Genomic DNA, 24,116 nt, shown 5'->3' with positions numbered 1-24,116 from the left:
GCCGCATGGTCGCGTGGCGCAGACCGCCACAGCAGGGCGAACCCATCACGGTGGGGAACCGCACGCGGTTGTGTCCGCTGATACGTCAACGGGCGAATCGGTCGACCGCTTCCAAAACAGCGGTCTTCATGGCGGGGCTGCCGGTGTGGCCGGAGTCGTCGATGACTCGGAGTTCGGCGTCCGGCCAGGCGCGGGCGAGTTCCCAGGCGGTCTGGAGAGGTGCGGACAGGTCGAGGCGGCCGTGGATGAGAACGCCCGGTATTCCGGCGAGCCGGTGTGCGTCGCGCAGTAGCCGGCCGTCTTCGAGCCACGCGGCGTGTGCGAAGTAATGGGTGCAGATGCGGACGAACGCCAACAATGCGGCGTCCGGCCGGGCGCTGTATTGACCTGGCGCACCGAGCTGTTCGTGTGCGATGACCGCGTCCTCCCAGGCGCACCATTCACGCGCGGCCTTCTCGCGGACCGCCGGGTCGCGGTGCTCCATCAGCCGGCGATACGCCTCCACCAGATTGCCGCCCCGATCCGCGGCGGGCGCGCCGTTGCGGAACCGCTCCCATTCGACCGGGAGCAGCAACCGGAGCCCGTGGTACAGCCAGTCGATCTCCTGCGGCCGCGTCATGGTGACGCCGACCAGCACGATCCCGCTGACCCGCTCGGGGTGACGCTCGGTGTAGGCGAGGATGAGGGTGGACGCCCACGACCCCCCGAAGAGCAGCCATTGTTCGATACCGAGCTGCTCGCGCAGCAATTCCATATCGGCCAGCAGGTGTTCGGTGGTGTTGTGCGCCATATCGACCGCGGGGTCGGATGCATGCGGCCGGCTCTCCCCGCATCCGCGCTGATCGAACAGCACGATCCGGAAAACGTCCGGGTCGAATGTCCGCCGCCCGCCCCGCCCGCCGCCGGCGCCGGGGCCGCCGTGCACCACCAGGGCAGGCCGGCCCTGTGGGTTCCCGCTGGTTTCCCAGTAGATCTGGTTGCCGTCACCGGCATCCAGCAGCCCGGACGCGTAGGGCTCGATTTCCGGGAACGGTTGCCGTGGCGATACAGACACATCCCCAACGGTACGTCGGGTGAACCCACGTCTACTCGTGCCGATCTCTATCCGGTGTGCTTCCGGGATGCCCGCTGCGCCATCCGGTCGTTGAACCGCTGAAGCACCGGGGTGGCCTTCTCGAACAGGGATTTCGTGCCGAAGCCGACGAGTAGGAACAGCAAGCCCGGAAGGCCCAGTACGAGGCAGCCGAATATCGATAGGAGCCCGGGCAGTACCGAAGCATGGTCGGTGTAGACGAATCTCATCTTCTCCGCCCCGAGATCGAGGAGCCGCGGGCGGGCGGTGACCACTTCGCCGGCGGTGACTCCGTACACGCCGACGATTCGGTCTTGCCCGAGCACGCGACCCTCACCCGGTTCGGTGCGCTTCGGCGAATTGGCGCCCGCACCTTCGATGACCTCGACCTGTATCTCCTCGCCGTGACCCAGGTAGTACGCGATCACGTTGATCGGGTCGGAAAGGAAGAACAGCGCGGCGAGTGTCAGCGCCAGTCCTGCACATCCCGCCACTCCGCGGATCAGGACGACCTTCAGAACCGCACGCCACCCGGGGCGTCCCCCTTGCCCGTTCACATCGCGATCGAACCACACCGAGCCGACGGCGGCATTCGGAAAGTGCTGTCGCGGAGATGATCGTGGCCGGCCGCGTGTCCCGGTGTGTGGGTTGGGGAGATACGGGTCCGGCGCCGCTCCCTGGAGGGGTGGCGGGAGCGGCGCCGGAGTTTCGGGACGTTCCGGGTAACCCCTCACCGGTTACGCGGTGCCGTCCGGACCGGCGAGCGGTGAGCACGCCGGCCATGGGGTATTTCGCCGGGGCGAGTTCACCTTCCGGGGCGGTACCGAGCGGTGCGCGCTCCGGTTCTTTGGTGAAGAACAGCATGGCGGCCGCGCCGATCAGGCAGAGGACCGTCATGAAGATGAACCCGCCGTTGTAGGTCCCCGTGCGACCCACGATGAAGCCCATCACCGAGGGGGCGATGATGCCGGAGAGCGCGAAGCAGGCGCCGGGGAGCAGGCAGCCCTGGTCCGCCCGGCGGGGCCGCACGCGCTGCCGGGGGATCCGGCCGATGTCCCGCGCCGAGTGTCGAGTTGTCGCCTCCTGCCAAGCTATGTGGCCGGGCAATTCCTTTCGAGCTGCTCTCCGGAACTGCGTCTCGTGCCGGTTGCGGCCCGGCGCGGCCATGTGGGGGTAGACCGTTACGGCCGCCGCTGCCGGTGTTGTAGTGAGTGGGTGATGGTGGGTACGGTGCGAGCACCAGCGGACACGGTGGCAGGTCGTGGTTCATTCTGGATGCGCGACCCCTGCCTTTCACTGTGATGGGGCTCTGGATGAGCAACGGCATCGGTAGGGCGGTTCTTCAAGCGGTCGAAGCGCTGAATCGAAACTTCAAGAACGCGACGGAATCGATAGCGAACGGTCTCTACCGCAGGCGAGCTGTCGAGCCGACCGTCGCGGTCACCGAACATGGGTCTGCGGCGGATGTTGCCGGCGCGACCGAGATCGACAGGACCCCCGGCGGGCTCGAATCGTCCGAGGCCGCCTTGGTTCGAGAGGTCCGAACACGCGCGGGACTGCCATCCGAATATCAGGGTGCCGATATCCGTGACGTGCGTTCCAGAGATAGGCGTCAAATCGACGATATCCATGAGAACCGCTATGGTTTGGGCAACCGGCCTCTGGGTACCGAGCGTGCCGACTTCACCGGGCGCCCGCTTCGCGGCAAACCGGCGACCGATTTGAATGCGCTGCTGGATCAGGCTCGTACCGCCGACGGTGGTGCCCGGCTTGTGGTGGGCGGCGGTCACAAGTACCGGCCTGCCGAGCCGGGAGAGATCTTCGCCAATGTCAATCCGGACACCAAGCCGGACGTGCTCGCGGATCTCCGTGATCTTTCGGTCTTTCCCGACTCGGTATTCGACGAGGTCAACCTCGAGCGTGTGCCGTTGTTGAACGCGCTGCAGGAGGGTGGCGCGGCCGAAATCCACCGGGTTCTGAAGAACGACGGCCGACTGATCATCGGAACGGGATTGGACAACGTCGTGCCTGCCACTGAACGAGCTGCCAATGTCCGTGCACTGGAAGCCGCAGGGTTTCGTGATATCGATGTCGTTGCGGCCAGGGACGACATGATGGATGCCGGTGAACGCTTCAGCGACTGGTACGAGATGGTCGCCACGAAGTCGGACCCGGACGGTACGTCGCCGAAGTAGCCTCGTCCATCACTCGCTGTCGGCGGCCGGCCACCGTGCGCCACCACACGAAACGCACCGCGTAACCCCTCATCGGGTTACGCGGTGCGTCGTCATGCTGTCGGACGACTCCGACTGGACCTCAGCTCGTGGTGGTGAGTTCGCCTTCGGGTTCTCCCGGACGGACCTGCGGGTTCGCCGGCCGCTCCGGTTCTTTGGTGAAGAACAGCATGGCGGCCGCGCCGATCAGGCAGAGGGCCGTCATCACGATGAACCCGCCGTTGTAGGTCCCCGTGCGACCCACGATGAAGCCCATCACCGAGGGGGCGATGATGCCGGAGAGCGCGAAACAGGCGTCCGCGAAACCGGCGGCGGTGCCGGGCTGCGAGGGTGCGGCGTCGATCGAGGCGACCCACCAGATACCGCCGGTGATGAAGCCGAAGCCGACGCCCGCGGAGATGCAGATGAGGGCGACGGTCAGGTTGCCGGGGAAGAACAGGATCGGGACGATCGAGGCGCCGGCCAGCAGCAGGGCCACACCGATGATGAGGAACCGCGACCGGATGCTCTGCGTGCGCTTGTACACGCGGTCGACCAGGATGCCGCCGAGCAGCGCACCGACCACACCGGACGCCCACGGCGCCACCGAGAACCCGCCGACTTCCTTGATGGAGAGCGCGAATTCGTGTTCCAGATACTGCGGGAGCCAGTACATGAAGGCCCAGAACATGAAGCCCCAGGCGAAGTAGCCGAGGCCGACCAGCCACAGGTTGCGGTTGCGCAGGATCTCGCCCCAGTCGGTGCTCGACTCGTGGCCGGTGTCCTCGCCCTCGAGCTGTCCGGACCGGATGTAGTCGAGTTCTTCCTTCGAGACGAACGACGCCTCGCTCGGTGAGTTCTTCAGGAACGGGTAGGCGACGACCACCCAGACGAGGCCGGCGACGGCCAGCACCCAGAACATGCCCTTCCAGCCGGTGAGCGCGATCAGCTGGGTGAGGATCGGCCCGCCGACGAGCAGGCTGCCCGATACCGCCACACCGCCGATGAGAGCCAGCGCCTTACCGCGTTCGTGTGCCGGTAGCCAGCGGCTGGCGACGCGGGTCGCCGCCGGGAAGCAGGGCGCTTCACCGGCCCCGAGGAGGATACGCAACAGGATCAGGCCGATGAACCCGCCCGCGAAGGGAGTCAGGGCGGTGGCGGCGGCCCAGATGAACATGCCCGCGATGAGCACGCGCCGCGAACCCCAGCGGTCGACCAGCGGCCCGGAGAGCAATGCGAACAGCATATAGCCGATCGAGAATGCGGAACTGATGATGCCGTATTGCCCGGGGGTGATCCCGAATTCGGCCTTCAGATCGGTGGCCGCGAACGAGATGGCACTGCGATCGACATAATTCACCACCACCAGGCCCAGAATGATGGCGATTGTCCACCAACGCGATTTCATAGCGAACTCCTCGGATGAAGCAGTAGCGGGGTCAGATGACCCCGCTAGCCCGCAGGTCGTCGATGTCCTCGGGCGTGCGCCCGAGGCGGGTGAGGACCTTGTCGGTATCGGCACCGGCGGGTCTACCGGTGTGACGGATCGCACCGGGGGATCGGGTCATGCGCCACATGACGTTCTGCATGCGCATGGGGCCGAGTTCGTCGTCGTCGACAGTGGTGACCATGTCGGTGGCGACGACCTGCGGATCTTTGAGCAGATCACTCGGCCGGTAGACCGGCGCCACGGCGGCGCCGGCTTCTTCGAAAACGCTGGTTACTTCGTCGCGGGTGCGTTCGGCGATCCAGCCGCCCACGTATTCGTCGAGCAGGTCCGCGTGTTCGGCGCGAGTGCGGCCGGTGGCGAACCAGTCCTCGTCGATGACTTCGGGATGTCCGACGATCCGCATCACCTTCTCGGCGATCGCCTGGGCGCTGGTGGAGATCGCCAGCCAGTGATCGTCGGCGGTGCGGTACAGGTTGCGCGGCGCGTTGTTCTGCGACCTGTTTCCGGTGCGCTGCTGATCGATCCCGAGCTGGTCGGCGTAGATCACGCCGGGGCCGACCGCGGTCATGATCGGGCTGAGCAGGTCGAGGTCGACAACCTGTCCGGTGCCGCCGTTGCGTTCCCGCTCGAACAGCGCCATCGACACCGCGGACGAACCGGCCACGCCGGCAATCGAATCGGCGAGACCGAAGGCCGGCAGGGTGGGTGGCCCGTCGGGCTGGCCGGTGAGGTGGGCGAATCCGCTCATCGATTCGACCAGGGTGCCGAACGCGGGACGTTTCGCATACGGCCCGTGCTGCCCGAACCCGGTGACCCGCAGCATGATCAGGCCCGGATTGCGCTCCGACAGTTCCGCATAGGAAAGGCCCCAGCGTTCGAAGGTGCCCGGCCGGAAGTTCTCGACCACCACATCGGCCTCGGCCGCCAGATCCCGGAAGATCGCCTGCCCGTCGGGGGTGCTGAGGTTCAGCGTGACGGTCTGCTTGTTCCGGCTGACCATCTTCCACCACAACGGCACACCGTCCTTGTCGAGACCGTGCCCGCGCATCCCGTCCGGTTTCTGCGGATGCTCGATCTTGATCACTTCGGCGCCGAAATCGCCCAGGATCTGCGCGGCCAGCGGTCCGGCCAGGATGGTGGAGGCATCCAGGACCTTGATTCCGCGCAGCGGGCCGGTCGGCTGTTTCTCGTCGGTCAACTGCACACCTCTCAGTACGGCCGGGAGAGGTAGCGGCCGGTGGGCTCACCGGTGACCACACCGTCGGCCAGTACCCGGTTACCGCGCACGAAGGTGTCGGTGACGGCGGCGCCGAGTTCGAATCCCTCGAAAGGCGTGTATTCCTGGGTGGATTCGGAATCCGCGGCGCGCACGGTCCAGGTGCGGTCGGGGTCGACGATCGCGATATCGGCGTCGACGCCTTCGGCGAGCCGGCCCTTGCCGGGCAGGCCGTAGCGGTCGGCCGGGTTCGAGGCGGTCAGCTGGGCGATCCGGCGCAGCGACAGACCGCGCTTACGGCCCTCGGTGATCAGGCCGGGCAGCAGGTATTCGGTGCCGCCGAAACCGGACTTGGCGGCGAAGACATCGTCGCGGTCCTCGCCGAATTTCACCTCGTCCTTGCAGCAGGCGTGGTCGGAGACGACCCAGTCGATATTGCCTGCGAGCAGATGCTCCCACAGCGCCTCGACGTCCTCGCGCGGGCGGATCGGCGGATTCACCTTGGCGCCCAGGCCGTTCGCGTTGTCGATATCGGTGAGCAGGTGCCCGATGGTGACCTCGCGGCGGAAGTTCACATGCGGGAACGCCTCGGCCATCTTCATGGCGGCCTTCAGCGCCTTGGCCGAGCTGAGGTGCAACAGGTTGATATTCGGCAGGCCGGTCTCGTCGGCGAGGAAGGACGCGATGGTCACCGCCAGGCCCTCGGAATGCTGCGGGCGGGAAGCGCTGTAGGCGGCGAGGCCGGTGAGCTTGCCTTCTTCCTCGACGAGCTTGGTGTAGGCGCTCATGATCTCGGCGGTTTCGCAGTGCAGCGACAGCGAGATATGCGGGGCGAGTTCGGGGAACTGCTCGCGGGCCTTCTGCACCCCGCGCATCACGAACTCGAAATGCGCGATGTCGTACCGCTCGTCCTCGGGGATCATGAGGAAATCGCTCTGCGAGGCGGAACGGCCGTGCAGACCGTGGCTGCCGTAGAACATGAAGATCTTGAACGAGGTGACGCCCTGATCCGACGCCAGTTCGGGAATCTCACCGATGTGCTGTTTGGACATCGGCGCCAGATGGAAGGCGTAGTCGATATAGCTGCGGCCGGCGGAGGCGTCCAGCACCTCGGGGAAGAAGTCGGCGTAGGCGCCACCCTTGTTCAGGTAGTACTGGCCGGTGCGCATATAGGTGAGCGCGGTGGTCACACCGCCCTGCGCGCTGGCGCGGGATTCGGTCTGCGTGTCCTCGGACAGCGGGTTGTAGATACCCCAGTGCTGATGTGCGTCGACCACCCCGGGGAAGACCAGTTTCCCTGTGGCGTCCACGATCTCGGCGCCCTCGGCGGTCAGATCCGGGCCGATGGCCGCGATCTTGCCGTCGACGATGAGGATATCGGCGGTCTCGCCCTCGGCCGGGGCCGAATCCTCGGTGCGCACGACGGTGCCGTTCTTGATCAGGTAGCTGGTCATTGGTTCTCCTGGCGAATAACTGGATATGTGTTCTGTTGTCACGCGGCGACGGTGCTGGTCACGTGCTCGGCGGCGAGGAACGCCAGGCCGAGGGCGGTGATCAGGCCGTTGCCCGCGAGGTAGCCGCCGGCACCGTGGCCGGAGATACCGATGGCGGCGCCGCCGGAGGCGTACAGGCCGGGGATGGGTGTCCCGCCGGCGAGTACTCGGGCGTGGTCGTCGACGACGAGTCCGCCCTGGGTGTGGAACAGGGCGGGGGTGATGGCGATCGCGATGTAGGGCGCGGTCAGCGGATGGCGGGTATCGGTGCGACCCTGCCGATCGGGCTCAGCCCCTGCGGCGGCGCGCTGGGCCGCGGCGAGTTCGTCCTCCAGTGCCGCCGCGGGGACCCCGATACTTTCCGCCAGTCCCGCCGCGGTGGCGGCGCGGATCAGCGAGCCGCTTTCGGCGACGGTGCGGAAATCATCGAAGACCGAGCACAGCTCTTCGATGTGTTCGTCGATGACGATCCAGCCCGCCCCGCCGGGCCGGCCGGCCAGAATGGCGGCGAATTCGGAGTAGCCGGTGGTTTCCGGTGCGAAGCGGCGGCCGGTGCTGTCGACGATGACCCCGCCGTGCACGACGGTGGCCCAGCCGATGAGCGTCTGGCTGCGCGACGACAGTGCCGCATGGCCCTGGTAGGCGTCGAGGAAACCGCTGTCGGCGCCCAGTTCGCGGCCGATGCGCAGCGCGTCGCCGCGACTGTACCGGCCGCCGTGGTAGTGCGCGTCGGCGATCTCCGGCAGATGGCGGCGGACGAGGTCGTGATCGGCGCCGAACCCGTTGGTCGCGAGCAGCACGGCCGGTGTGGTCAAGCGTTCGCTGTTGCCGTCCGGGGTGGCGATCTCGACACCCGTGACCCGCCCGTCGGTGGTGTGCACGTTGCGCAGGCTCATCGGCGCGATGAGCTCGATCCGGGGATGCGCCTGTGCACGCTGCACCAGATGGCGCAGCAGCTTCGAGCCGTGCCGCCCGGGGATGCTGTGGCAGCGGTCGGCGGTATGGCCGGGGTAGCGGAAATCGGTGACCAGTTCGAGTTCGAGTTCCTGATTGTCGGCCAGCCAGGTCACCAGCGCGGCGCTCGACGCGGCCAGCGCCCGGGCGACCCGGCGGTCGGCGGTACCTGCGGTTTTGCGGGCGATATCGTCGAGGAAACGGTCCGGGCTGTCCTGCACCCCCGCGGCTTCCTGCCAGCGGGTGCCGGCGGCCGGGATCATCGCGGTGCACATCGAGGTGTTGTTGCCGCGCTGGAAATGCTCGTCGGCGTCGATCACCAGGACGTTCGCGCCGAGTTCGGCGGCGCGCAGCGCAGCGACCAGCCCGCCGCCCGCACCGGCGACGACGAGATCGAAATCCTGACCGTCCACGCTTCCTCCTATCATGTTCCGGCCAGCGGAACGCAAGAATGTGGTCCCCTGCACTATGCACGTTCGGCAATCTGTACACAAGTGCCTGTTGAACGGATTAACTCGGCGGAAACAGGCGAATGGGTCGCTCAAGGCGTCTGGACAATCGTTTCGCTAAGCGGTACAACTTGTTCAGGCCTTGGCTGTTACGCCGTCCGGCGCGGCCGGTGGGGAACAGCCGAGCAAGGACGCGTCCCGACAGGTAGCGCGGCGTGCGCACGCAGGCTTTGCTGATGTCCGTGAACACACGGATCGACCCGGAGAACGGAGCCAGGATGGAGCCCTCGAGTGGCGGCACCACGTCGGCCGCGCGGGCAGCGGAGGTACTGCTCGAGTTCGGCCGCCGGTCGAGCGCGCTCGGCGTCTCGGAGATCGCCCGCTCGACTGGTATTTCCAAGGCCGTCGCCCACCGCATCCTCACGACCTTCGTGGAATGCGGTCTGCTGCTCTACGAGCCCGAGACCCGTCGCTACCTGCTCGGACCGGCCGCCGCGACACTCGGCGCGCGGGCGCTCGACGTCTCCCCGCTGCGCCGGGCGGCCCGCGAAGCGCTGGTGGAGCTGCAACGCGCCACTGGCGAGACGGCGACCGTCACTGGCCGCCTGCCCGGTGGGCGGGTGTACCTCGACCAGGTCGAGAGCACACAGGAAATCAAGATGACCGTGGAGCTGGGCCGCCGTTTCGACCTGCACAGCGGTTCGTCGGGCCGCGTCATCCTGGCCTTCCTCTCCGAGGAAGAACAGGAGGATGTGCTGTCCCGGCCGCTGCCGCGGCTCACCGGCGGCACCATCGTCGACCCGGACGCCCTGCGTGCGACACTGCGCGAGGCTCGCGAACGCGGCGTATGCCGGTCGACCGGGGAACGGCAGGAAGGTGCCGGTTCGATCGCGGCGCCCGTGTTCGGCGCCGACGGCGCGGTAATCGGCTCTGTTTCGGTGTGCGGACCGAGCTACCGCATGACCGAGGAAGCCTGCGACCGGCACGCGGACGCGCTCATCGAAGCGGCGCAGCGGGTTTCGCGGGCGCTCGGCTACCGCCCCGCGAGTTCGGCGGTGCCGGCGCGATGACACCACGGAGCTGGCTGTATGTCCCCGGTCATCGGGCCGACCGGATCGGTAAGGCCATCGACAGCGCAGCCGACGCCGTGGTGATCGATCTCGAGGACGCGGTACCGGTGCCCGCCAAGGACCGGGCGCTCGGCAACGCGCTCGATGTGCTGCGCACCGCCCCGCCGGGCCGCGAAATCTGGTTGCGGCTCAACGCTATCGGATCACCGTGGCTCGACCACGAACTCGCCGCGCTGGCCACCGGGCCGGCGCCCGCCGGGGTCCGGTTACCGAAATCCGATGACCCCGAATCGGTAGCGGCAACCGCGGAACGTCTCGACTGCCCCGTGCACGCCATCATCGAATCCGCCGCGGGCCTGCTGGCCGCGCCGCAGATCGCCCGCTGCCACCCCCGCGTCACCGGAATCGCGCTGGGCGAGGCGGATCTCGCCGCCGATCTGCGTGTCGAACCCGAGGGCCTGGCCTGGGCGCGCGGGTGGATCGTCACCGCCGCCCGCGCCGCCGGGTTGTCGTCGCCGGTGCAGAGCGTGTGGACGGCTGTGGATGATTCGGCGGGCCTGGCCGAAACGTCGCGGGCGGGACGTGCCCAGGGTTTCTTCGGCCGTTCCGTGATCCACCCGAATCAGATCGACATCGTCAATTCGGCCTATACGCCGACGGCGGAGGAACAGGACCGGGCGCGCCGCATCGTCGACCGCGCCGCCGAATCCATGGCGGCCGGTGAATCCGCCGTTCTCGACGAGAACGGCAGGTTCATCGACCCCGCCGTGGTCGCGAACGCCCGCGTGGTCCTCGACCGAGCACAGGCCACCGCAGCACGAGGAGTGAGAGCATGACCGGACAGACCGTTACCGCAGGCCCCGACGCACTGTTGAACGCCGTCGTGGGCAGCGAACTCGATATCGTCGAACTCGGCCATCCCTATACGACGGGTATGCCGTGTTCCCCCAACCATCCCGGCTTCCGGATGACCCTCATCCGCCGGCACGGCGATATGGTCCGCCCCGACGGCGGTTCGGCGTCCAACGAGATCATCGTGACCGGCGGTCATGTCGGCACTCACGTGGACGCTCTTTCGCACGTCAGCCACTGCGGCAAACTGCACGGCGATATCGACGCCGAGGAAGCGCAGCGCGGCGGCCGTCACTCGAAGCACGGCGCGGAGAACATCCCGTTCATGCTGCGCCGCGGGCTGCTGCTCGATATCCCGCGCGTGCGCGGTGTCGAGGCACTGGAAGCCGGCCAGGCCGTCACCGAACAAGACCTGCGCGATGCCGCCGAGGCCGCCGGCGTGACCCCGCGCCGCGGCGATGTGGTGCTCATCCGCACTGGCTGGGCCCGGCATTTCGAGGACGCTCAGCGGTATCTCGGCCAGCAGGACGGGGTTCCGGGTGCCGAGGTGGGCGCGGCGCAGTGGCTGGCCGACGCGGGTATCGTGGCGGCGGGCGCGGATACCACCGCGTTCGAGCACATTCCGCCGGGTAAGGGTCACAGTGTGCTCCCCGTGCACCGGATCCTCCTGGTGGAGAACGGTATCCACATCATCGAACACCTGAACCTCGAAGCCGCGAGCGCCCGCGGGCTCACCGAGTTCACCTTCGTCATGGCGCCGCTGCGCATCACCGGCGGCACCGGATCGCCGGTACGCCCGGTCGCAGTTGTCCCGGCATGAGCGGGCCGGGTCGGGAAGCGGTCGCGGAGCGTGACCACGGAGGGTTCTCGCTCATGCCGCATGGACACCGCATGGGTGAGTCGTGCCCGGAGGCGGTAGCGCAGCGTCACCCCACGGGGCCCTTGCTCATGCCGCATGGACACCGCATAGGCGAGTCGTGCCCGGAGGCGGTAGCGCAGTGTCACCACGCAAGGCCCTCGCTCGCGCCCCGTAGATACAGCGTGAGCGCGTCAGGCCCGGAAACGAAGCGTAACTACGGAGGAACCTGTCATGCCTGATCAGCCCAGCGCGAGTGCTCGCCACGACTTGGAGAACACCGTTGTCGGCCGGCTCGCGGCCTTGGCCGACCGGACCCGCGCCGAAGGGCTCTCCGCCGACCTCCGCAAGGACGTGGCCCGCCGCGTTCTCGACGTTCTCGGCAACTCCCTCGCGGCACACGCGCAGCCCTCGGCCCACGCCGTCACCGCGGTCGCCCGCGACTGGGCCGGCGCCCCCCGCGCCACCGGTATCGGCACCGGAGACAAATTCCCCGCCGCCACCGCCGCCCTGATCAACGGAACTCTCGCCCATTCGATGGATTCCGACGACACCCACCTCCCGTCGGTCCTGCACCCGTCGGCGTCCGTCGTCCCCGCCGCCCTCGCGGTCGGTGAAGCGACCGGGGCCATCGGCGCCGCCGTCCTCGACGCCGCGGGCGTGGGGATCGAAATCGCGGTGCGCCTCGGCATGGGTGGTTACGACGAAGAACTCGGCAATTCGGAATTCTTCGAACGCGGCCAGCACGCCACCTCCATCTGCGGCGCCGTCGGCTCGGCCGCCGCCGCGGCCATGCTCTACGACCTGGACGTCGAAGGTATCGCCGACGCCATGGGCATCGCCGCCAGCTTCGGCGCCGGCCTGCTCGAGGCCAACCGCACCGGCGGCACCGTCAAACGTGCCCACTGCGGCTGGGCCGCCCATTCCGGCGTCACCGCGGCGGAATTCGCGCGGCACGGCCTCACCGGCCCGCCCACTGTGATCGAGGGCCGCTTCGGTTTCCTGCATGCCTTCTGCGGCGACCGTGCCGATACCGCGAAAGTCCTCGACCGCCTCGGCGACCACTGGGAACTCCCCGGCATCTTCTTCAAGCCCTACCCCTGCAACCATTTCACCCACGCCGGTATCGACGCCGCTCGTATCCTGCGCCGCGATATCGACCCGGCCGATATCGTCGAAATCCAGCTCGGCGTCCCGAAACCGGTGCTTCGCACCATCGCCGAACCGCCCGCCGCCAAGGCGGCCCCCGAATCCGGCTACCACGCGGCCTTCTCGGGCCCGTACACGGTGGCCCGCGCGTTGCTCGGCGGTTCGGGCCTCGGTGTGGGGCACGCCGATTTCACCGACGAGGCGGCGCAGGATCCGGCGACGCTCGCCCTCGCCCGGCTGGTCACCGCGCACAGCGACGACCGCTGCGACGAGATCTACCCGCACCAGTTCCCGGCGGTACTGCGCGTCCGCACCCGCGACGGCGCCTGGCACCAAGCCCGTGTCGACCACAATCGCGGCGGCCCGGCCAACCCGCTCTCCGACGCCGAACTCACCATGAAATTCGACCTCAACGTCGAGGAGCGGCTGGCGCCGGACGCCGCCCGCGCGGTCGCCGGTCACGCACTCGCGCTCCCCTCGGCCGAATCACTGGACACCCTGATGAAGGCCGTCCGCGGCTGATTTCCCTACCGGCAGCGGCGCCGCGTTACGCGATACCAGCGCAACGCGGCGCCGACCAGCCCGTGGTGCTGATGGCTTCGACGGCGAATCAAGCGCGGAGCAAGGTAATCGTGCGGCCCTTCGGGGACATGATTTCGCTGAACGCGGTGCGGTCGGTGATCGGGGCCGCTTTCTTGCGGCGGTCGAATATCACCAGCACCCCGGTGGGGAGATCGAGGCGGTCGAGGTAGCCGTCCAACTGGTCGAGGCCTTGTTCCAGGGGGTCTGTCTGTTTGTCCGCCCAGACTTTGAGCTCGAGTGCTTCGCGTTGTTCGGCGCGGTGTCCGTCGGTGCCGGTGTAGGGCTGCCGAATAAGCAGGTCGATGCGGCCGCGGCCGACGCCGTACTCGCGGTCGATATAGCCGCCGCCGTTGACGATGCGGTGCAGGAAGGCCATGAGGACGAGTTGCGGGGCGACCTCGTGGTAGCGCTGGTCGCCGGCCAGTATTTCGCCGTTCTCTTTCCAGAAAGCGGCGAATTCGGTGAGCAGGCGATCGAAGTCGAGGCGTCCGTCGGGCAGCCGGAACTGTGCTGGGCCGGAAACGATGTTTGCTTCGATTCCAGAGCCCAGGACGCGGAGGATGACTTCGTTGTAGATGGGGTTGGCGATACGAATGGGGTTGTTGGGCGCAACGAGGCCGAGGTCGGCGGCGTAGGCGCGGGCGTCGGTGAACGCGGGGTCACTGTCCACGTTCTGCCCGGCGATCAGCGGTTCGATGATCTTCTGGATGCGGGGTTCGGTGAGTTTGTCGACCAGGGAGTCCAGGTGGGTGGCGCGGGCGACGATCAGTCGTTCTTTGGCCTGGTCGATATGGTCGTCGGTGATGGTGGATTCGATCCGCATCTCGTCGATGACTTCCGCGGCGAGGGCGTTGACCAGCCAGGGCTGGCCCTGGGTGTAGTGGAAGGCCAGATCCAGGGCGCGGGGGCTGAACTCCTGACCCGTCGCGGCGGTGTGCTGCCCATACAGCGCGTCGACTTCGTCGCGGGTGAAATCACCCATCCGGACCGATTTGACCTTGATGTTGAACGGACTGGCGCTACCGAGCCGGGAGGGATCGCCCCCAGCTGCGGCTTTGTAGTCGCGGACATCGCGGAGGCCACACAGCGCGATCGAGTGCACGAAGCCGGGCCTGTTGGTGGTGTAGCCATCGCGCAGCTGCCGAAGGATACTGATCAGGGCATCGTCGCGCAGGGAATCGATTTCATCGAAGAAGAGCACCAGCGGGCGCGGGCATTGTGCGACCCAGGTGGCCAGGCCGACCGTCAGTGCGGTGCCAGGCGGAGCGTCGGGCCACGGGGTGGGCGGCATCAGTTCGGGTGGGAGGTTGGCAGCCAGGCCGGCGGCGTAGATCCGGCCGAGCAGGGCCTGTTCGGTGGCGCCGATATCGTGGGCGAAGGTACTCGCGGCCTCGCAGGAGAAATGCAGGGCGAGGTAGTTTCCATCAGCGGTGAGCTGGCGCGCCAGGTTGGCCAGGCTGGTGGTCTTTCCGGTTTGCCGGGGGGCGTGCAGTACGAAGTACTGGCCGCGCTCGACCATGCGGTGGGCGTCGGGCAGGCGTTCGACTGCGGGCAGCATGTAGTGCATCTGTGGGTAACACGGCCCAGCCGTATTGAAATACTTCACGACCCTCCCCAGCCTCGTCTCCGGCCGCCCCACGCGACCGTGCTCTCGGCAGCCTACGGTAATGGGATCGCAGCATCGGCCGAGACGCCGCTATAGACCAAGTCCGACCGCTTGCGCCGGCCACCCGCCCACACTGCGGCAGACACCTGCCCACCGCCGATTCGCTCGGCACGATGTCTGCGGCCGTCCTCAGCGGTTCCTGACCTGCGAAGGATCGCGTTACCCGAGCGCCGGGCAACGCGATCCTCGGGTGGGCGCTCAGCGGTCGAGGAACTCCAGCAGGTCGGCGTTGAAGCGTTCCTTGTCGCCGGGAACCAGCGCGATACCGTGCGAACCGCCCTCGTAAACCTTCAGCGTCGCGTCGGCGATGATCTCCGCTGATTTGCGGCCGGTGGCGTCGATGGGCACGACCTGATCGTCGTCACCGTGCACAACCAGTGTGGGTATATCGAATTTCCGGAGGTCTTCGGTGAAATCCGTATACGCGAACGCATCGACGCATTTCACTCCCGCTTCGATGCTTTCGTGCATCGCCATGAACCAGAACGCATCCCGATTTCCTTGGGTTGCCTTGGTGCCCGGACGGTTCGCGCTGAAAAATCCCTCGGAAGTATCCTTCCAAAATTGCGACCGCTCACCGAGTATCCCGGATTTGATCTCCTCGAAAACCTTTTCCGGAACACCCTCCGGATTGTTTTCGGTTTTGATCATGAGTGGCGGAATCGCCGAGAGCAGCACCGCCGACTGGATTCGGCCGGTACCGTGCCGGCCGATATAGCGGGCGAGTTCACCCCCGCCCATGCTGTGCGCCACCAGCGTCACATCGTGGAGATCGAGGCTGGTCAGCAGGTCGTTCAGATCGTCGGCGAAGGTGTCGAAGTCGTAGCCCTTCCACGGCTGATCCGATCGCCCGTGACCCCGCCGATCGTGCGCGATACCGCGGTAGCCATGATCGGCGACGCATTTCATCTGGTCGTCCCAGGCGTCCGCATTCAGCGGCCAGCCGTGGATGAAGACGACGGGGCGGCCGGTTCCCCAATCCTTGTAATAGATGTTCACATTGTCGCGAGTCGAGCACACAGGCATGAGCGAACTCCTCCTTCTGTGCGTATTCGCCGACCCGCCGAAGGCCGTGACAACGAGACGCGCCCGAAATGCTACCGCCGGAAACCGCCCGGAAACCGGCTGTACCCATCCGTTACGAAACCCATGCAGGACCGTCGCCGGGACGGGTCTCGCCCAACGGCGTCACTCCGCCGGCCACGCCGTTGAGAGCGATCGCTATCGGACCGTTGACGCGAAGCGGCCGCTCCGGATCGCGGTCGCGAAGGAATCCCAGCCTTCGGGAGCGAAGACAAGCGCAGGTCCGGACGGGTTCTTCGAGTCGCGCACACCAACCCGACCGCCGGCCAGCCAGGCCACCTCGACGCAGTCGGTACGGCCGCCACTGCGGCTGCTCTTGAACCACTCCGCCCCGGATAGATCAGTAGTCATGCTGTGTAACTCCTAGCTGCCCGCCTGAGCAGGTCTCGCGATTGTGTCTCGTCCAGTGCTGCACTCCGAATGGACGAAGCAAGTTCATGGTAGCTACGAACGTCATCGGCGCTTTCGAGATACAAGTCCGGTCGCATCGCTCCTTCGAGATACACCACTGGAGGTTCCGCGGGCCTACCTTTGGCATCGGTTCCGAAGTCCAGGATCACGAAAGGTCCATGGCACAGTCCGGTCGCGCACCCATCAGCGAATGGATGAATTCGCAGGGAGATGTTCGGACGTTTGCTGATTTCGGCCAGATGCCGCATTTGTTCCGCCATCACCTTGGGACCGCCGACGACCCTCCGCAGCGCTGATTCGTGCAGTAACAGTTCGAGCCGAACGGGATCGGCCTTGCGGGTCACGATCGATTGGCGTTTCATCCGCAGCTCCACCCGGCGTTCGATATCTTCCGAGTTGTCCTCCCGGTAGAAGCTGCCGATCAATGCGCGTGCGTAGTCGGGTGTTTGAAGGAGCCCGAGCACGATCTCGTGATACGAGATCAGTTGCCGTGCCGACGCGGACAACTCGACGTACATATTGAACGTCGGATCGCTGTAGAGCCCGGCGAACGCCGTGTACCACGAAGTCACCTTCGCCTGTTCCGCCAGATCGAGCGCCCGTGCAGTCTCCTCGGGGGTGACCTCGTACAGCTCGCACAGCGCCCGCACATCCACCGTCCGCACCTTCTTGGTCTTCGCCGATTCGATGCGCTGTAGCGCGGCCTGGCTCAATTCCACCAAGGCGGCGGCTTTGGCGAAGGTGAGCCCGGTGGCTTCCCGGTGCTCGCGCAGAAACCTTCCCAGCTGCCGCCGCGGGAGGGTCGACGGTTCGGCGCCGTCGTCACTGGTCATAGCTGTCCTCCGTTCGGAAAAACGAATGAAATAGCACCCCGAAATCGAATCAGCCGCCGACAGGGTTCGAATCTCGCTCTGGCACAGCGCAGCAGTCTCGTTCGAGCCGGTCGATTCGGCTGGGACCAGCGTATCCCTCGTGTTCTCCTAGGTCAGGCGTTCGGGCAGTCCCGCGGTCCGGAGCGCGGCGAGCGCCACAGTGCTTGTGTTCCAGAGCTTTCCGTCGCGGAATCGGCCGTTCCGCCACGGAATGTGGTCGGACGTTGTCCGGCCTTACCGCAATGCCGTTTGTATCCCGCTGTCGAGGCATGTGCCGGTGCGGACCGACGTCGCCGGCCCTTCCTTCATCGACCGATTCCGGAGTACCAATGCCGTATCCCTCTGCGCCGCCACCCGGCTACCTGCCGACCGCGATCGGATTCGTCCGTGTCGACCTCTCCGCGCACCACGCCGACCGATATGCCCGCGAAATCCAGCGTCACGCTCGGGAATCCGGGTACCGCTACCTCTACACCGTGCGCCCACCGGCCGATGATCCCGACCCGCTCACCTACGTCCGCGCACTCGCCACCGAACTTTCCGCGGCGGTGATCATCGCGTTCGATCTCGGCCAGGTCGACAACCAGCCCACCCGGATCTGCGATCTCGGCTACCGGCTGGAAACCGTGTGCCCGCCCATGGTGTGGACACCCAGCACACCACTCGGCTCCGGCGAGGTCCCGGTATGAACCTGTGGAACATCCTGTCCACGATCGCTGTCACCTTGGCCGTCTGCGGTGTCGCGGTCGTCGCGCTCGGATGCATCTGGCCCGCCGACCCGCCGCTGTACCCCCGCACCCACACCTACCGGGTGCCGACTCCCACCGCATGGACCTGCGGCCTACCCGGCACCCCGCTGAGCCTCGACGACGCCCACAACGCCCTCCACCACCACCGCAACCACGACTGCCCCCGCGAACACGCCGCCCACGCGACCCTCGTCGCCTACGACCGCATCCCACCCGGCCCGGTGCCCCGGCAGGCTCCGGCGGTACGGGATCGAGCCGACTGCTCGTACCCGCGAGGTCAGTGGATCATTTCCGCAGCGGGCGCCCGCGACCGATAGCCGTGGCGTGAGCTGTCGGCTTCGGCCGAGGCTGTCCTCGGGCGGTCGTGTACGCGGGGAGATGGCCCGGGAAACGCAGTAGCCTCGGGGGCGGGAGATCAACCCGACGACGAGGAGTCATGCAGATGAGCCGACCGGTTCGGATCGGAATTCAGCTCCAGCCCCAGCACGCCCCCGATTACGGACTCATTCGCGACGCGGTGTTGCGGGCCGAGGACGCGGGCGTGGATATCGTGTTCAACTGGGATCATTTCTATCCGCTCTACGGCGACCCCGACGGCGCCCATTTCGAATGCTGGACCATGCTCGGGGCGTTCGCCGAGCAGACCGAACGGGTCGAGATCGGGGCGCTGGTCACCGGGGGTGGCTACCGGAACCCCGATCTGCTCGCCGATATGGCCCGGACCGTCGACCACATCAGTGGTGGCCGGCTGATCCTGGGCATCGGATCGGGATGGTTCGAGAAGGATTACGACGAGTACGGCTACGAGTTCGGTACCGCGGGTAGCCGGCTGGACCTGCTCAAGGAGTACATGCCGCGGATCACCGCCCGGCTGGGCAAGCTCAATCCGCAGCCGGTGCGCGAGATCCCGATCCTGATCGGTGGTGGCGGCGAGAAGAAGACGCTGCGGCTGGTCGCGGAATACGCGCATATCTGGCACAGCTTCGGCGAACTCGATGTGTTCACGCGCAAGAGCGGGATCCTCGAAGAGCATTGTGCGCGGGTGGGTACCGAACCGGCGAAGATCGAACGGTCGGTGGCCTGGCCCGGGACCGAAGCCGCCCCGGCGTACCACGCCGCGGGTGCGACGCTGTTCACGGTGGGGATCAACGGTCCCGATTACGACCTGACGCAGGTGCGGGAAGCGCTTGCCTGGCGGGATCAGATCAACCCGGAACCGGTTGCCGGGCTCGCCTGAGTAGCGGATCAGCGATTCGAGATCCGGGCGCAACGAACCCTATCGATTCGAATCACTGGTGCCGGTGCTGCTGGTTCTCATCGAGCGGGCGCGCCGCTGCGGAAATAACACCGGTGTCGAGATGAGTGTGCGCGGGTGTACACAGATTTGGGAACGGGCCCGCGACAGCAGATCGGCACCGGCTATGGCGTCCGTTCCAATTCGCTGACACGGCAAGTCCCCGGTGCTGGACGCAGTTGCGCCCGGCGCCGGGGACTCGAGATGTGTGGGTCAGTTCTCCGAAACGGTCTTCTTCGGCGCCCACTGGGTGGTGCCGGGGGCCGCGTTCAAAGTGTTGATCAGGTCGACTGCTGCGATGACCAGCGTGGGTCCGCCGACGGCGATCGTCCCGAGGATTCCGCCGATGGTTGCGCCCGTGATGATCCCGGCCGGTACACCGACCCCGGTCGGCAGGGTGGCGACCAGACCGATTACTGCACCGATGGCAGTACCGACGAAACCGCCGATAGCCGTGGCAAGTCCGAACTGCGACGCAAAATTGTTTTGCGCCGCCAGGTTTTCTTGCGGAGAAGCTACGAACTCCGCTGCGGGGCGCGCCTTTGCCGGGTCTTTGACCGCGGTGAGTTCCAGTACCCGGCCGTCTTCGCGGATCGCGTGGGGCAGCGGGTATTCGGTGGTTCCCTCACGGACCGCGAGCGGCAGGGTGACCACGGTGGCACCGGATTCGTCGAGGATATCGACGGTTTCGCCGTCGATCTCGAACTTCCCGTGCGTCAGGGTGGTTACGACGTTCTTGCCGACGAGTTCGGTGCGGTAACCGATATCGGGGGTGGGTGTGGGGTTTGCGTGGGCGGCCGCCGAGCCGAAGGTCGCGGTGGCAAGCAGCGGCACGACGGCCGCGGCAATCTTGCGGATCCTCATGGGTTCACATGTCCGATCTGATCACGATGTCGCCAAGGGTGGTTTACAGCTGGGACGAGCACGCTGTCCGAGTTCCGCCGGACCGAATCGCCTGTGTCCCGGCGGTTTCGAACATTTGAGACATTACGCTGTGGAGGGTGCCGAAGCCTAGGAATTTTTAGGAAATTCCTAGAATCAAGTTTAGAGATCGGATGATTCGGTAACTCCAGCCGCCCTCCTGTCCCTACCGGCCGGCTCCGGGTCCGGGCGTCGCGGCGATAGATACAAGCCGTGCCGCAGCGGAAAAATTTCCCTGTCGCCCGCGTAGTTGCTGCGGTATCGAACATCATCGGGTGTGAACTGCCCCGGTAGGGTCGGCCGCACTGTATAACGCTTGATCGGTGAATGTCCAGCTATCTGCAGTGATGCGCACTTGCTAATGTAACTCTGTGCGTAGTTCCAGCTGACCGCTTCGAGGAAGAAGGAACACCGATGCAAACGGCACACGCTCAGCACACCGAACACCAGCATGTCCACGGCCCGGATTGCGGGCACGTCGCCGTGCCGCACGGCGATCATGTGGATTATGTCCACGACGGACATCTGCACCGCGAGCACGCGGGCCACTACGACGAATGCGAACCCGAGGGCCACCACGAACACGGCTCACACGAGCACGTGCACGGCGAGGGTTGCGGGCATGTAGCGGTACCGCACGGCGACCACGTCGACTACATCCACGACGGACACCGCCACGCCCCGCACAACGGCCACTACGACGAACACTGACCGGGTCTGGCCGCAGGGGGCCCGGTACAAGCCTGGGTAGGCAGGGTCCGGTCCTGCCACGCCGTCCCGCCGGCGCGTCGGCGGCGGGCGGTACCGGGCGCATATTCCGGCTCGTGACGCCGTCGCAGTGCCTTGACGCCCGCCTCGGTGGGTAACGGCGTGGCGGGGCGCCGCGGCCGCCGTATCCGGGCGATCGCAGCGCCACCGGACCGTGGCGGCCCGTCATAACCAGCTGTGTGCCGTTCAGCGGGGTCGCAGCACGATCTCCGTGGGATGGCCGTCAGGAGGTGTGTCGATGGCCGTGCGGACAGCACGCGCGACGGTTTCCGGGCGCAGGAATTCGGCCGGGTCATAGGCCCGGCCCTCCCCGGCCACGATGTCACGCTGCATATCGGTGTCGATACGACCCGGATGTATCGAGGTCACCCGGATCGAGCGTTCCTCCAGCCGCAGCGCGTCACCGAACGCCCGTAACCCGAACTTGCTCGCCGCGTAGGACGCCCAGCCGGCGTTCGCCCGGAGGCCGGCGCCGGAGTTGATCAGCACCACATGACCGTGCGCCGCGCGCAGGGCGGGCAGCAGCAGCCGGGTGAGTTCGGCCACGGCGATCAGATTGGCCTCGAGGGTGTCGCGCCACTGGCGCACCGAGGATTCGGCGATTGGGCCGAGGTCGGCGATACCGGCGTTGTGGACCAGCACGTCCAGCCGGTCGATCGGGCGTACCGCCTCGGCCACCGCGCTGTAATCGGTGAGCTCTACCGGCCAGCCGCTCGCGCCGGGAAGTTCGGCGAGGATCTTCTCCAGTCCGGCCGCCGTGCGCCCGCCCAGCAGCAGGGCGTGGTCGGGGGCGAGTTCCCGGGCGATCGCCGCACCGAGCCCCCGCCCCCCTCCGGTGATCAACGCCACCGGCCGTGCATCACCCGGCGAGTCAGCTCTCTGCACAGCACCATCTCCTCGTTCGGTCGTCGCGTGTGGGCGCGGATCGGAGGTCTCCCCGACTGTATTCCGTTCGCTATCCCGCCTGTCGTGGCCGCACCCCGCTGCCCTATCGCTGCCCCGGCCCGCGGCGCCGCGGATGGCCATTCAACACGTACGCAATCCGATGCTCATTCCCGCGAAACCGTAGCTGGGTAGATATTGCGATCACCCCTTCACCGAACCGGGCGTGCGGCCCGGCCGAACAAGCAAGATATAGAGATGGCACATCCCGGCTTCACCCCCACGCAGCTCGCGGCCCGTGCGGCGTATCTGCTGCGCGGCAACGATTTGGGAACCATGACCAGCGCCGCCCCGCGGCTCTACCCGCATATGTGGAGCTGGGACGCGGCGTTCGTGGCGGTGGGGCTGGCGCCGTTGAGCGTGGAACGCGCGGTGGTGGAACTCGACACCCTGCTCTCGGCGCAGTGGAAGAACGGGATGATCCCGCACATCGTGTTCGCCAACGGGGTGGACGGTTATTTCCCCGGCCCGGCCCGCTGGGAATGCCGGTTGCTGGCGGCCCAGGCGCCCGACGGCCCGGATACCTCCGGGATCACCCAGCCGCCGGTGCACGCCATCGCGGTGCAGCGCATCCTGGACCATTCCCGCCGGCACGGCCGCAGTACCCGGGCGGTGGCCGAGGAATTCCTGAACCGCCGCTGGCCCGATCTGGTGCGCTGGCATCGCTGGCTCGCGCACGCCCGCGACCCGCTGGGCAGCGGCCGGATCACGCTCTACCACGGCTGGGAATCGGGGATGGACAACTCGCCGCGGTGGGATCGCGCCTACGAGAACGTGCTGCCCGGCCCGGACCTGCCCGCCTACCGGCGTGAGGACGTACTCGTCATCGACGACCCCACCCAGCGCCCCACCGACCGCGAATACGACCGCTACCTGTGGCTGGTGGAGCAGATGCGGCGCGCCCGCTACGACGACGCCGTACTGAGCACGGTGATGAATTTCGCCGTCGAGGATGTGTTCGTCACCGCGATCTTTTCCCTGGCCTGCGAGGTGCTGGGGCAGATCGGTGAGGAATACCACCAGCCGAAGGCCGATACCCGGGAACTGTTCGGCTGGGCCGACCGGTTCCGCGCCGGCGTGATCGCCACCACCGACGCCCGCACCGGGGCTGCCCGCGACTACGACACCCGGCTGCGGCGCTGGATCACCACCGAAACCCTGGCCATGTTCGCGCCGCTCATCTGCGGCGGCTTGCCCCGGGCCACCGAACGCAGCCTGCTCCGGATCTTCGAGGGGCCGAGATTCTGTGGACACCCGGATCTGCGGTACGCGCTGCCGCCCTCCACCTCGCCGGTATCGAAGGATTTCCGCCCCCGCGAATATTGGCGCGGCCCGGTGTGGCCGGTGATGAGCTGGCTGTTCTCCTGGGTTTTCGCCCACCGCGGCTGGGCGGAACGCTCCTTCATGTTGCGTGCCGAAGCGTTGCGGCAGGCCAGCGACGGCAGTTTCGCGGAGTACTACGAACCGTTCACCGGGGAGCCGCTGGGCAGCATGCAGCAGTCGTGGACGGCCGCTTCGGTACTCGACTGGCTGGGGTGACGGGTCAGACCGGCTGCGATTCGGCGGCCGGTTCGCAGGTGCTCTTCAGCGAACAACCCCCGCAGGCCCCGCCGCATCCACCGGTCTCCGTCGGCGGGGCGATGGCCTCGGCGGCCCGGGCCCCGGCATTGGCGCCCGCGCCCAGGGTGAACAGGGCGATCACCAGCACGCCCGCGGTCACGACAAGACCGGTGAGCGTGCCGGCGGCCAGCACCACCAGCCCGCCCGCGGCGAGGAGCGCGCCGGAAACCAGGGAGGTGGGGGCCGCGATCCGGTTCGCGGTGCGGAACGCGGTCTCGTCGCGCAGCGCCGCCTCGGTGTGCACCCCGATGTAGCGGTTGCCGGGCAGCCGGCCGATAAGGCCGAGCACGCCCGTCGCCAGGGCAATCAGGGCCAGGACGAACAGCAGAATCGCGACGGCAAACACCTGGTGAGAATACCGCAGTGAATTTCGCGCCCACCTTTTTGGGCTTGTCAGGGGGCACGTCTTAGGCTGTTCGACGACGGATTTCTCC

General features: G+C 67.0%; 23 protein-coding genes. 10 read left to right on the top strand and 13 right to left on the bottom strand.

The window, feature by feature from the left end; genetic code table 11:
- Nucleotides 1-85: 85 nt before the first annotated feature.
- Both pip and QH276_RS12215 read right to left on the bottom strand, forming a co-directional pair.
- A complete protein-coding gene (gene pip, locus QH276_RS12220) occupies nt 86-1,054 on the bottom strand; it encodes a prolyl aminopeptidase (RefSeq protein ID WP_280397160.1) in 969 nt (322 codons plus the stop codon).
- Nucleotides 1,055-1,101: 47 nt separating this feature from the next.
- On the bottom strand, nt 1,102-1,629 hold the full coding sequence (locus QH276_RS12215; RefSeq protein WP_280397159.1) for a hypothetical protein: 528 nt from the start codon (nt 1,627-1,629) through the stop codon (nt 1,102-1,104).
- A 756-nt stretch (nt 1,630-2,385) separates the two neighbouring features.
- Between QH276_RS12215 and QH276_RS12210 the strand changes: the two genes are divergently transcribed.
- Nucleotides 2,386-3,267: a hypothetical protein gene (locus tag QH276_RS12210; RefSeq protein WP_280397158.1), complete on the top strand. Its 882-nt coding sequence runs from the start codon at nt 2,386-2,388 to the stop codon at nt 3,265-3,267.
- 121 nt (nt 3,268-3,388) lie between these two features.
- Here QH276_RS12210 and QH276_RS12205 read toward each other — a convergent pair whose 3' ends face one another.
- The 4 genes from QH276_RS12205 to QH276_RS12190 are packed head-to-tail and all read right to left on the bottom strand — an operon-like array spanning nt 3,389 to nt 8,811.
- Complete coding sequence (locus QH276_RS12205) at nt 3,389-4,693, bottom strand: MFS transporter (RefSeq protein WP_280397157.1); 1,305 nt, start codon at nt 4,691-4,693, stop codon at nt 3,389-3,391.
- A gap of 31 nt (nt 4,694-4,724) precedes the next feature.
- Nucleotides 4,725-5,933 (bottom strand): CaiB/BaiF CoA transferase family protein, encoded by a 1,209-nt coding sequence (locus tag QH276_RS12200; protein WP_348536595.1) that lies wholly within the window; start codon nt 5,931-5,933, stop codon nt 4,725-4,727.
- A gap of 11 nt (nt 5,934-5,944) precedes the next feature.
- Nucleotides 5,945-7,405, bottom strand: a complete 1,461-nt coding sequence (locus QH276_RS12195) for a dihydroorotase (protein ID WP_280397155.1) — start codon at nt 7,403-7,405, stop codon at nt 5,945-5,947.
- Between the two features lie 38 nt (nt 7,406-7,443).
- Nucleotides 7,444-8,811, bottom strand: coding sequence for an FAD-dependent oxidoreductase (locus QH276_RS12190; RefSeq protein ID WP_280397154.1), 1,368 nt, complete (start codon nt 8,809-8,811; stop codon nt 7,444-7,446).
- 272 nt (nt 8,812-9,083) lie between these two features.
- Here QH276_RS12190 and QH276_RS12185 point away from each other — a divergent pair, with 272 nt between their 5' ends.
- From QH276_RS12185 to QH276_RS12170, 4 genes are all read left to right on the top strand, one after another.
- Nucleotides 9,084-9,917, top strand: a complete 834-nt coding sequence (locus QH276_RS12185) for an IclR family transcriptional regulator (protein ID WP_280397153.1) — start codon at nt 9,084-9,086, stop codon at nt 9,915-9,917.
- Nucleotides 9,914-10,753 carry an HpcH/HpaI aldolase/citrate lyase family protein gene (locus QH276_RS12180; protein WP_280397152.1) on the top strand — a complete coding sequence of 280 codons (840 nt, stop codon included), beginning with the start codon at nt 9,914-9,916 and terminating at the stop codon, nt 10,751-10,753. Before QH276_RS12185 ends, QH276_RS12180 begins: the two co-directional genes overlap by 4 nt.
- On the top strand, nt 10,750-11,589 hold the full coding sequence (locus QH276_RS12175) for a cyclase family protein (protein ID WP_280397151.1): 840 nt from the start codon (nt 10,750-10,752) through the stop codon (nt 11,587-11,589). Before QH276_RS12180 ends, QH276_RS12175 begins: the two co-directional genes overlap by 4 nt.
- Before the next feature lie 270 nt (nt 11,590-11,859).
- Nucleotides 11,860-13,296 carry an MmgE/PrpD family protein gene (locus QH276_RS12170; protein ID WP_280406731.1) on the top strand — a complete coding sequence of 479 codons (1,437 nt, stop codon included), beginning with the start codon at nt 11,860-11,862 and terminating at the stop codon, nt 13,294-13,296.
- 88 nt (nt 13,297-13,384) lie between these two features.
- On the opposite strand, the gene QH276_RS12165 is transcribed toward QH276_RS12170, so the two are convergent.
- The 4 genes from QH276_RS12165 to QH276_RS12150 all read right to left on the bottom strand — a co-directional run bounded on the left by QH276_RS12165 (nt 13,385) and on the right by QH276_RS12150 (nt 17,349).
- Complete coding sequence (locus tag QH276_RS12165; protein ID WP_280399084.1) at nt 13,385-14,914, bottom strand: ATP-binding protein; 1,530 nt, start codon at nt 14,912-14,914, stop codon at nt 13,385-13,387.
- Nucleotides 14,915-15,220: 306 nt separating this feature from the next.
- A complete protein-coding gene (locus QH276_RS12160; RefSeq protein WP_280399085.1) occupies nt 15,221-16,048 on the bottom strand; it encodes an alpha/beta fold hydrolase in 828 nt (275 codons plus the stop codon).
- Between the two features lie 195 nt (nt 16,049-16,243).
- Complete coding sequence (locus QH276_RS12155; RefSeq protein WP_280399086.1) at nt 16,244-16,456, bottom strand: DUF397 domain-containing protein; 213 nt, start codon at nt 16,454-16,456, stop codon at nt 16,244-16,246.
- Complete coding sequence (locus QH276_RS12150; RefSeq protein ID WP_280399087.1) at nt 16,453-17,349, bottom strand: helix-turn-helix domain-containing protein; 897 nt, start codon at nt 17,347-17,349, stop codon at nt 16,453-16,455. The genes QH276_RS12155 and QH276_RS12150 overlap by 4 nt, the downstream gene beginning before the upstream one ends.
- Nucleotides 17,350-17,717: 368 nt before the next feature.
- Here QH276_RS12150 and QH276_RS12145 point away from each other — a divergent pair, with 368 nt between their 5' ends.
- From QH276_RS12145 to QH276_RS12135, 3 genes are all read left to right on the top strand, one after another.
- Nucleotides 17,718-18,077 carry a hypothetical protein gene (locus tag QH276_RS12145; protein ID WP_280399088.1) on the top strand — a complete coding sequence of 120 codons (360 nt, stop codon included), beginning with the start codon at nt 17,718-17,720 and terminating at the stop codon, nt 18,075-18,077.
- Nucleotides 18,074-18,454, top strand: a complete 381-nt coding sequence (locus QH276_RS12140) for a hypothetical protein (RefSeq protein WP_280399089.1) — start codon at nt 18,074-18,076, stop codon at nt 18,452-18,454. Before QH276_RS12145 ends, QH276_RS12140 begins: the two co-directional genes overlap by 4 nt.
- 125 nt (nt 18,455-18,579) lie before the next feature.
- Nucleotides 18,580-19,374: an LLM class F420-dependent oxidoreductase gene (locus tag QH276_RS12135; RefSeq protein ID WP_280399090.1), complete on the top strand. Its 795-nt coding sequence runs from the start codon at nt 18,580-18,582 to the stop codon at nt 19,372-19,374.
- Nucleotides 19,375-19,644: 270 nt separating this feature from the next.
- Here the strand turns inward: QH276_RS12135 and QH276_RS12130 are convergent, their stop codons facing one another.
- A complete protein-coding gene (locus tag QH276_RS12130) occupies nt 19,645-20,295 on the bottom strand; it encodes an ammonium transporter (protein WP_280399091.1) in 651 nt (216 codons plus the stop codon).
- A gap of 471 nt (nt 20,296-20,766) precedes the next feature.
- On the opposite strand from QH276_RS12130, the gene QH276_RS12125 reads away from it, so the two are divergent.
- Entirely contained in the window at nt 20,767-21,063 is a 297-nt protein-coding gene (locus QH276_RS12125; RefSeq protein WP_280399092.1) for a hypothetical protein, read from the top strand.
- 243 nt (nt 21,064-21,306) lie between these two features.
- Here QH276_RS12125 and QH276_RS12120 read toward each other — a convergent pair whose 3' ends face one another.
- Nucleotides 21,307-22,005: an SDR family oxidoreductase gene (locus tag QH276_RS12120; RefSeq protein WP_280399093.1), complete on the bottom strand. Its 699-nt coding sequence runs from the start codon at nt 22,003-22,005 to the stop codon at nt 21,307-21,309.
- A gap of 255 nt (nt 22,006-22,260) precedes the next feature.
- Between QH276_RS12120 and ggh the strand changes: the two genes are divergently transcribed.
- A complete protein-coding gene (gene ggh, locus QH276_RS12115; protein ID WP_280399094.1) occupies nt 22,261-23,601 on the top strand; it encodes a glucosylglycerate hydrolase in 1,341 nt (446 codons plus the stop codon).
- A gap of 4 nt (nt 23,602-23,605) precedes the next feature.
- On the opposite strand, the gene QH276_RS12110 is transcribed toward ggh, so the two are convergent.
- The gene (locus QH276_RS12110; protein WP_280399095.1) at nt 23,606-24,028 is read right to left on the bottom strand and encodes an SdpI family protein; all 423 of its coding nucleotides are present in this window, start codon (nt 24,026-24,028) and stop codon (nt 23,606-23,608) included.
- Between the last annotated feature and the right edge of the window lie 88 nt (nt 24,029-24,116).

The organism is Nocardia carnea (genome assembly GCF_029869215.1).
GTDB lineage: Bacteria > Actinomycetota > Actinomycetes > Mycobacteriales > Mycobacteriaceae > Nocardia > Nocardia carnea_B.
Note: the sequence above shows the minus strand (reverse complement) of the source record. Positions and strands in the feature narration are given on the sequence as shown.

Bases quoted from the DNA above. Each gene is read 5' to 3' on its own strand.
- QH276_RS12210 (WP_280397158.1), top strand. From the start codon at position 2,386: ATGAGCAACGGCATCGGTAGGGCGGTTCTTCAAGCGGTCGAAGCGCTG.
- QH276_RS12205 (WP_280397157.1), bottom strand. From the start codon at position 4,693: ATGAAATCGCGTTGGTGGACAATCGCCATCATTCTGGGCCTGGTGGTG.
- QH276_RS12195 (WP_280397155.1), bottom strand. From the start codon at position 7,405: ATGACCAGCTACCTGATCAAGAACGGCACCGTCGTGCGCACCGAGGAT.
- QH276_RS12185 (WP_280397153.1), top strand. From the start codon at position 9,084: ATGTCCGTGAACACACGGATCGACCCGGAGAACGGAGCCAGGATGGAG.
- QH276_RS12180 (WP_280397152.1), top strand. From the start codon at position 9,914: ATGACACCACGGAGCTGGCTGTATGTCCCCGGTCATCGGGCCGACCGG.
- QH276_RS12175 (WP_280397151.1), top strand. From the start codon at position 10,750: ATGACCGGACAGACCGTTACCGCAGGCCCCGACGCACTGTTGAACGCC.
- QH276_RS12170 (WP_280406731.1), top strand. From the start codon at position 11,860: ATGCCTGATCAGCCCAGCGCGAGTGCTCGCCACGACTTGGAGAACACC.
- QH276_RS12165 (WP_280399084.1), bottom strand. From the start codon at position 14,914: ATGCTGCCCGCAGTCGAACGCCTGCCCGACGCCCACCGCATGGTCGAG.
- QH276_RS12160 (WP_280399085.1), bottom strand. From the start codon at position 16,048: ATGCCTGTGTGCTCGACTCGCGACAATGTGAACATCTATTACAAGGAT.
- QH276_RS12155 (WP_280399086.1), bottom strand. From the start codon at position 16,456: ATGACTACTGATCTATCCGGGGCGGAGTGGTTCAAGAGCAGCCGCAGT.
- QH276_RS12150 (WP_280399087.1), bottom strand. From the start codon at position 17,349: ATGACCAGTGACGACGGCGCCGAACCGTCGACCCTCCCGCGGCGGCAG.
- QH276_RS12145 (WP_280399088.1), top strand. From the start codon at position 17,718: ATGCCGTATCCCTCTGCGCCGCCACCCGGCTACCTGCCGACCGCGATC.
- QH276_RS12140 (WP_280399089.1), top strand. From the start codon at position 18,074: ATGAACCTGTGGAACATCCTGTCCACGATCGCTGTCACCTTGGCCGTC.
- QH276_RS12135 (WP_280399090.1), top strand. From the start codon at position 18,580: ATGAGCCGACCGGTTCGGATCGGAATTCAGCTCCAGCCCCAGCACGCC.
- QH276_RS12130 (WP_280399091.1), bottom strand. From the start codon at position 20,295: ATGAGGATCCGCAAGATTGCCGCGGCCGTCGTGCCGCTGCTTGCCACC.
- QH276_RS12125 (WP_280399092.1), top strand. From the start codon at position 20,767: ATGCAAACGGCACACGCTCAGCACACCGAACACCAGCATGTCCACGGC.
- ggh (WP_280399094.1), top strand. From the start codon at position 22,261: ATGGCACATCCCGGCTTCACCCCCACGCAGCTCGCGGCCCGTGCGGCG.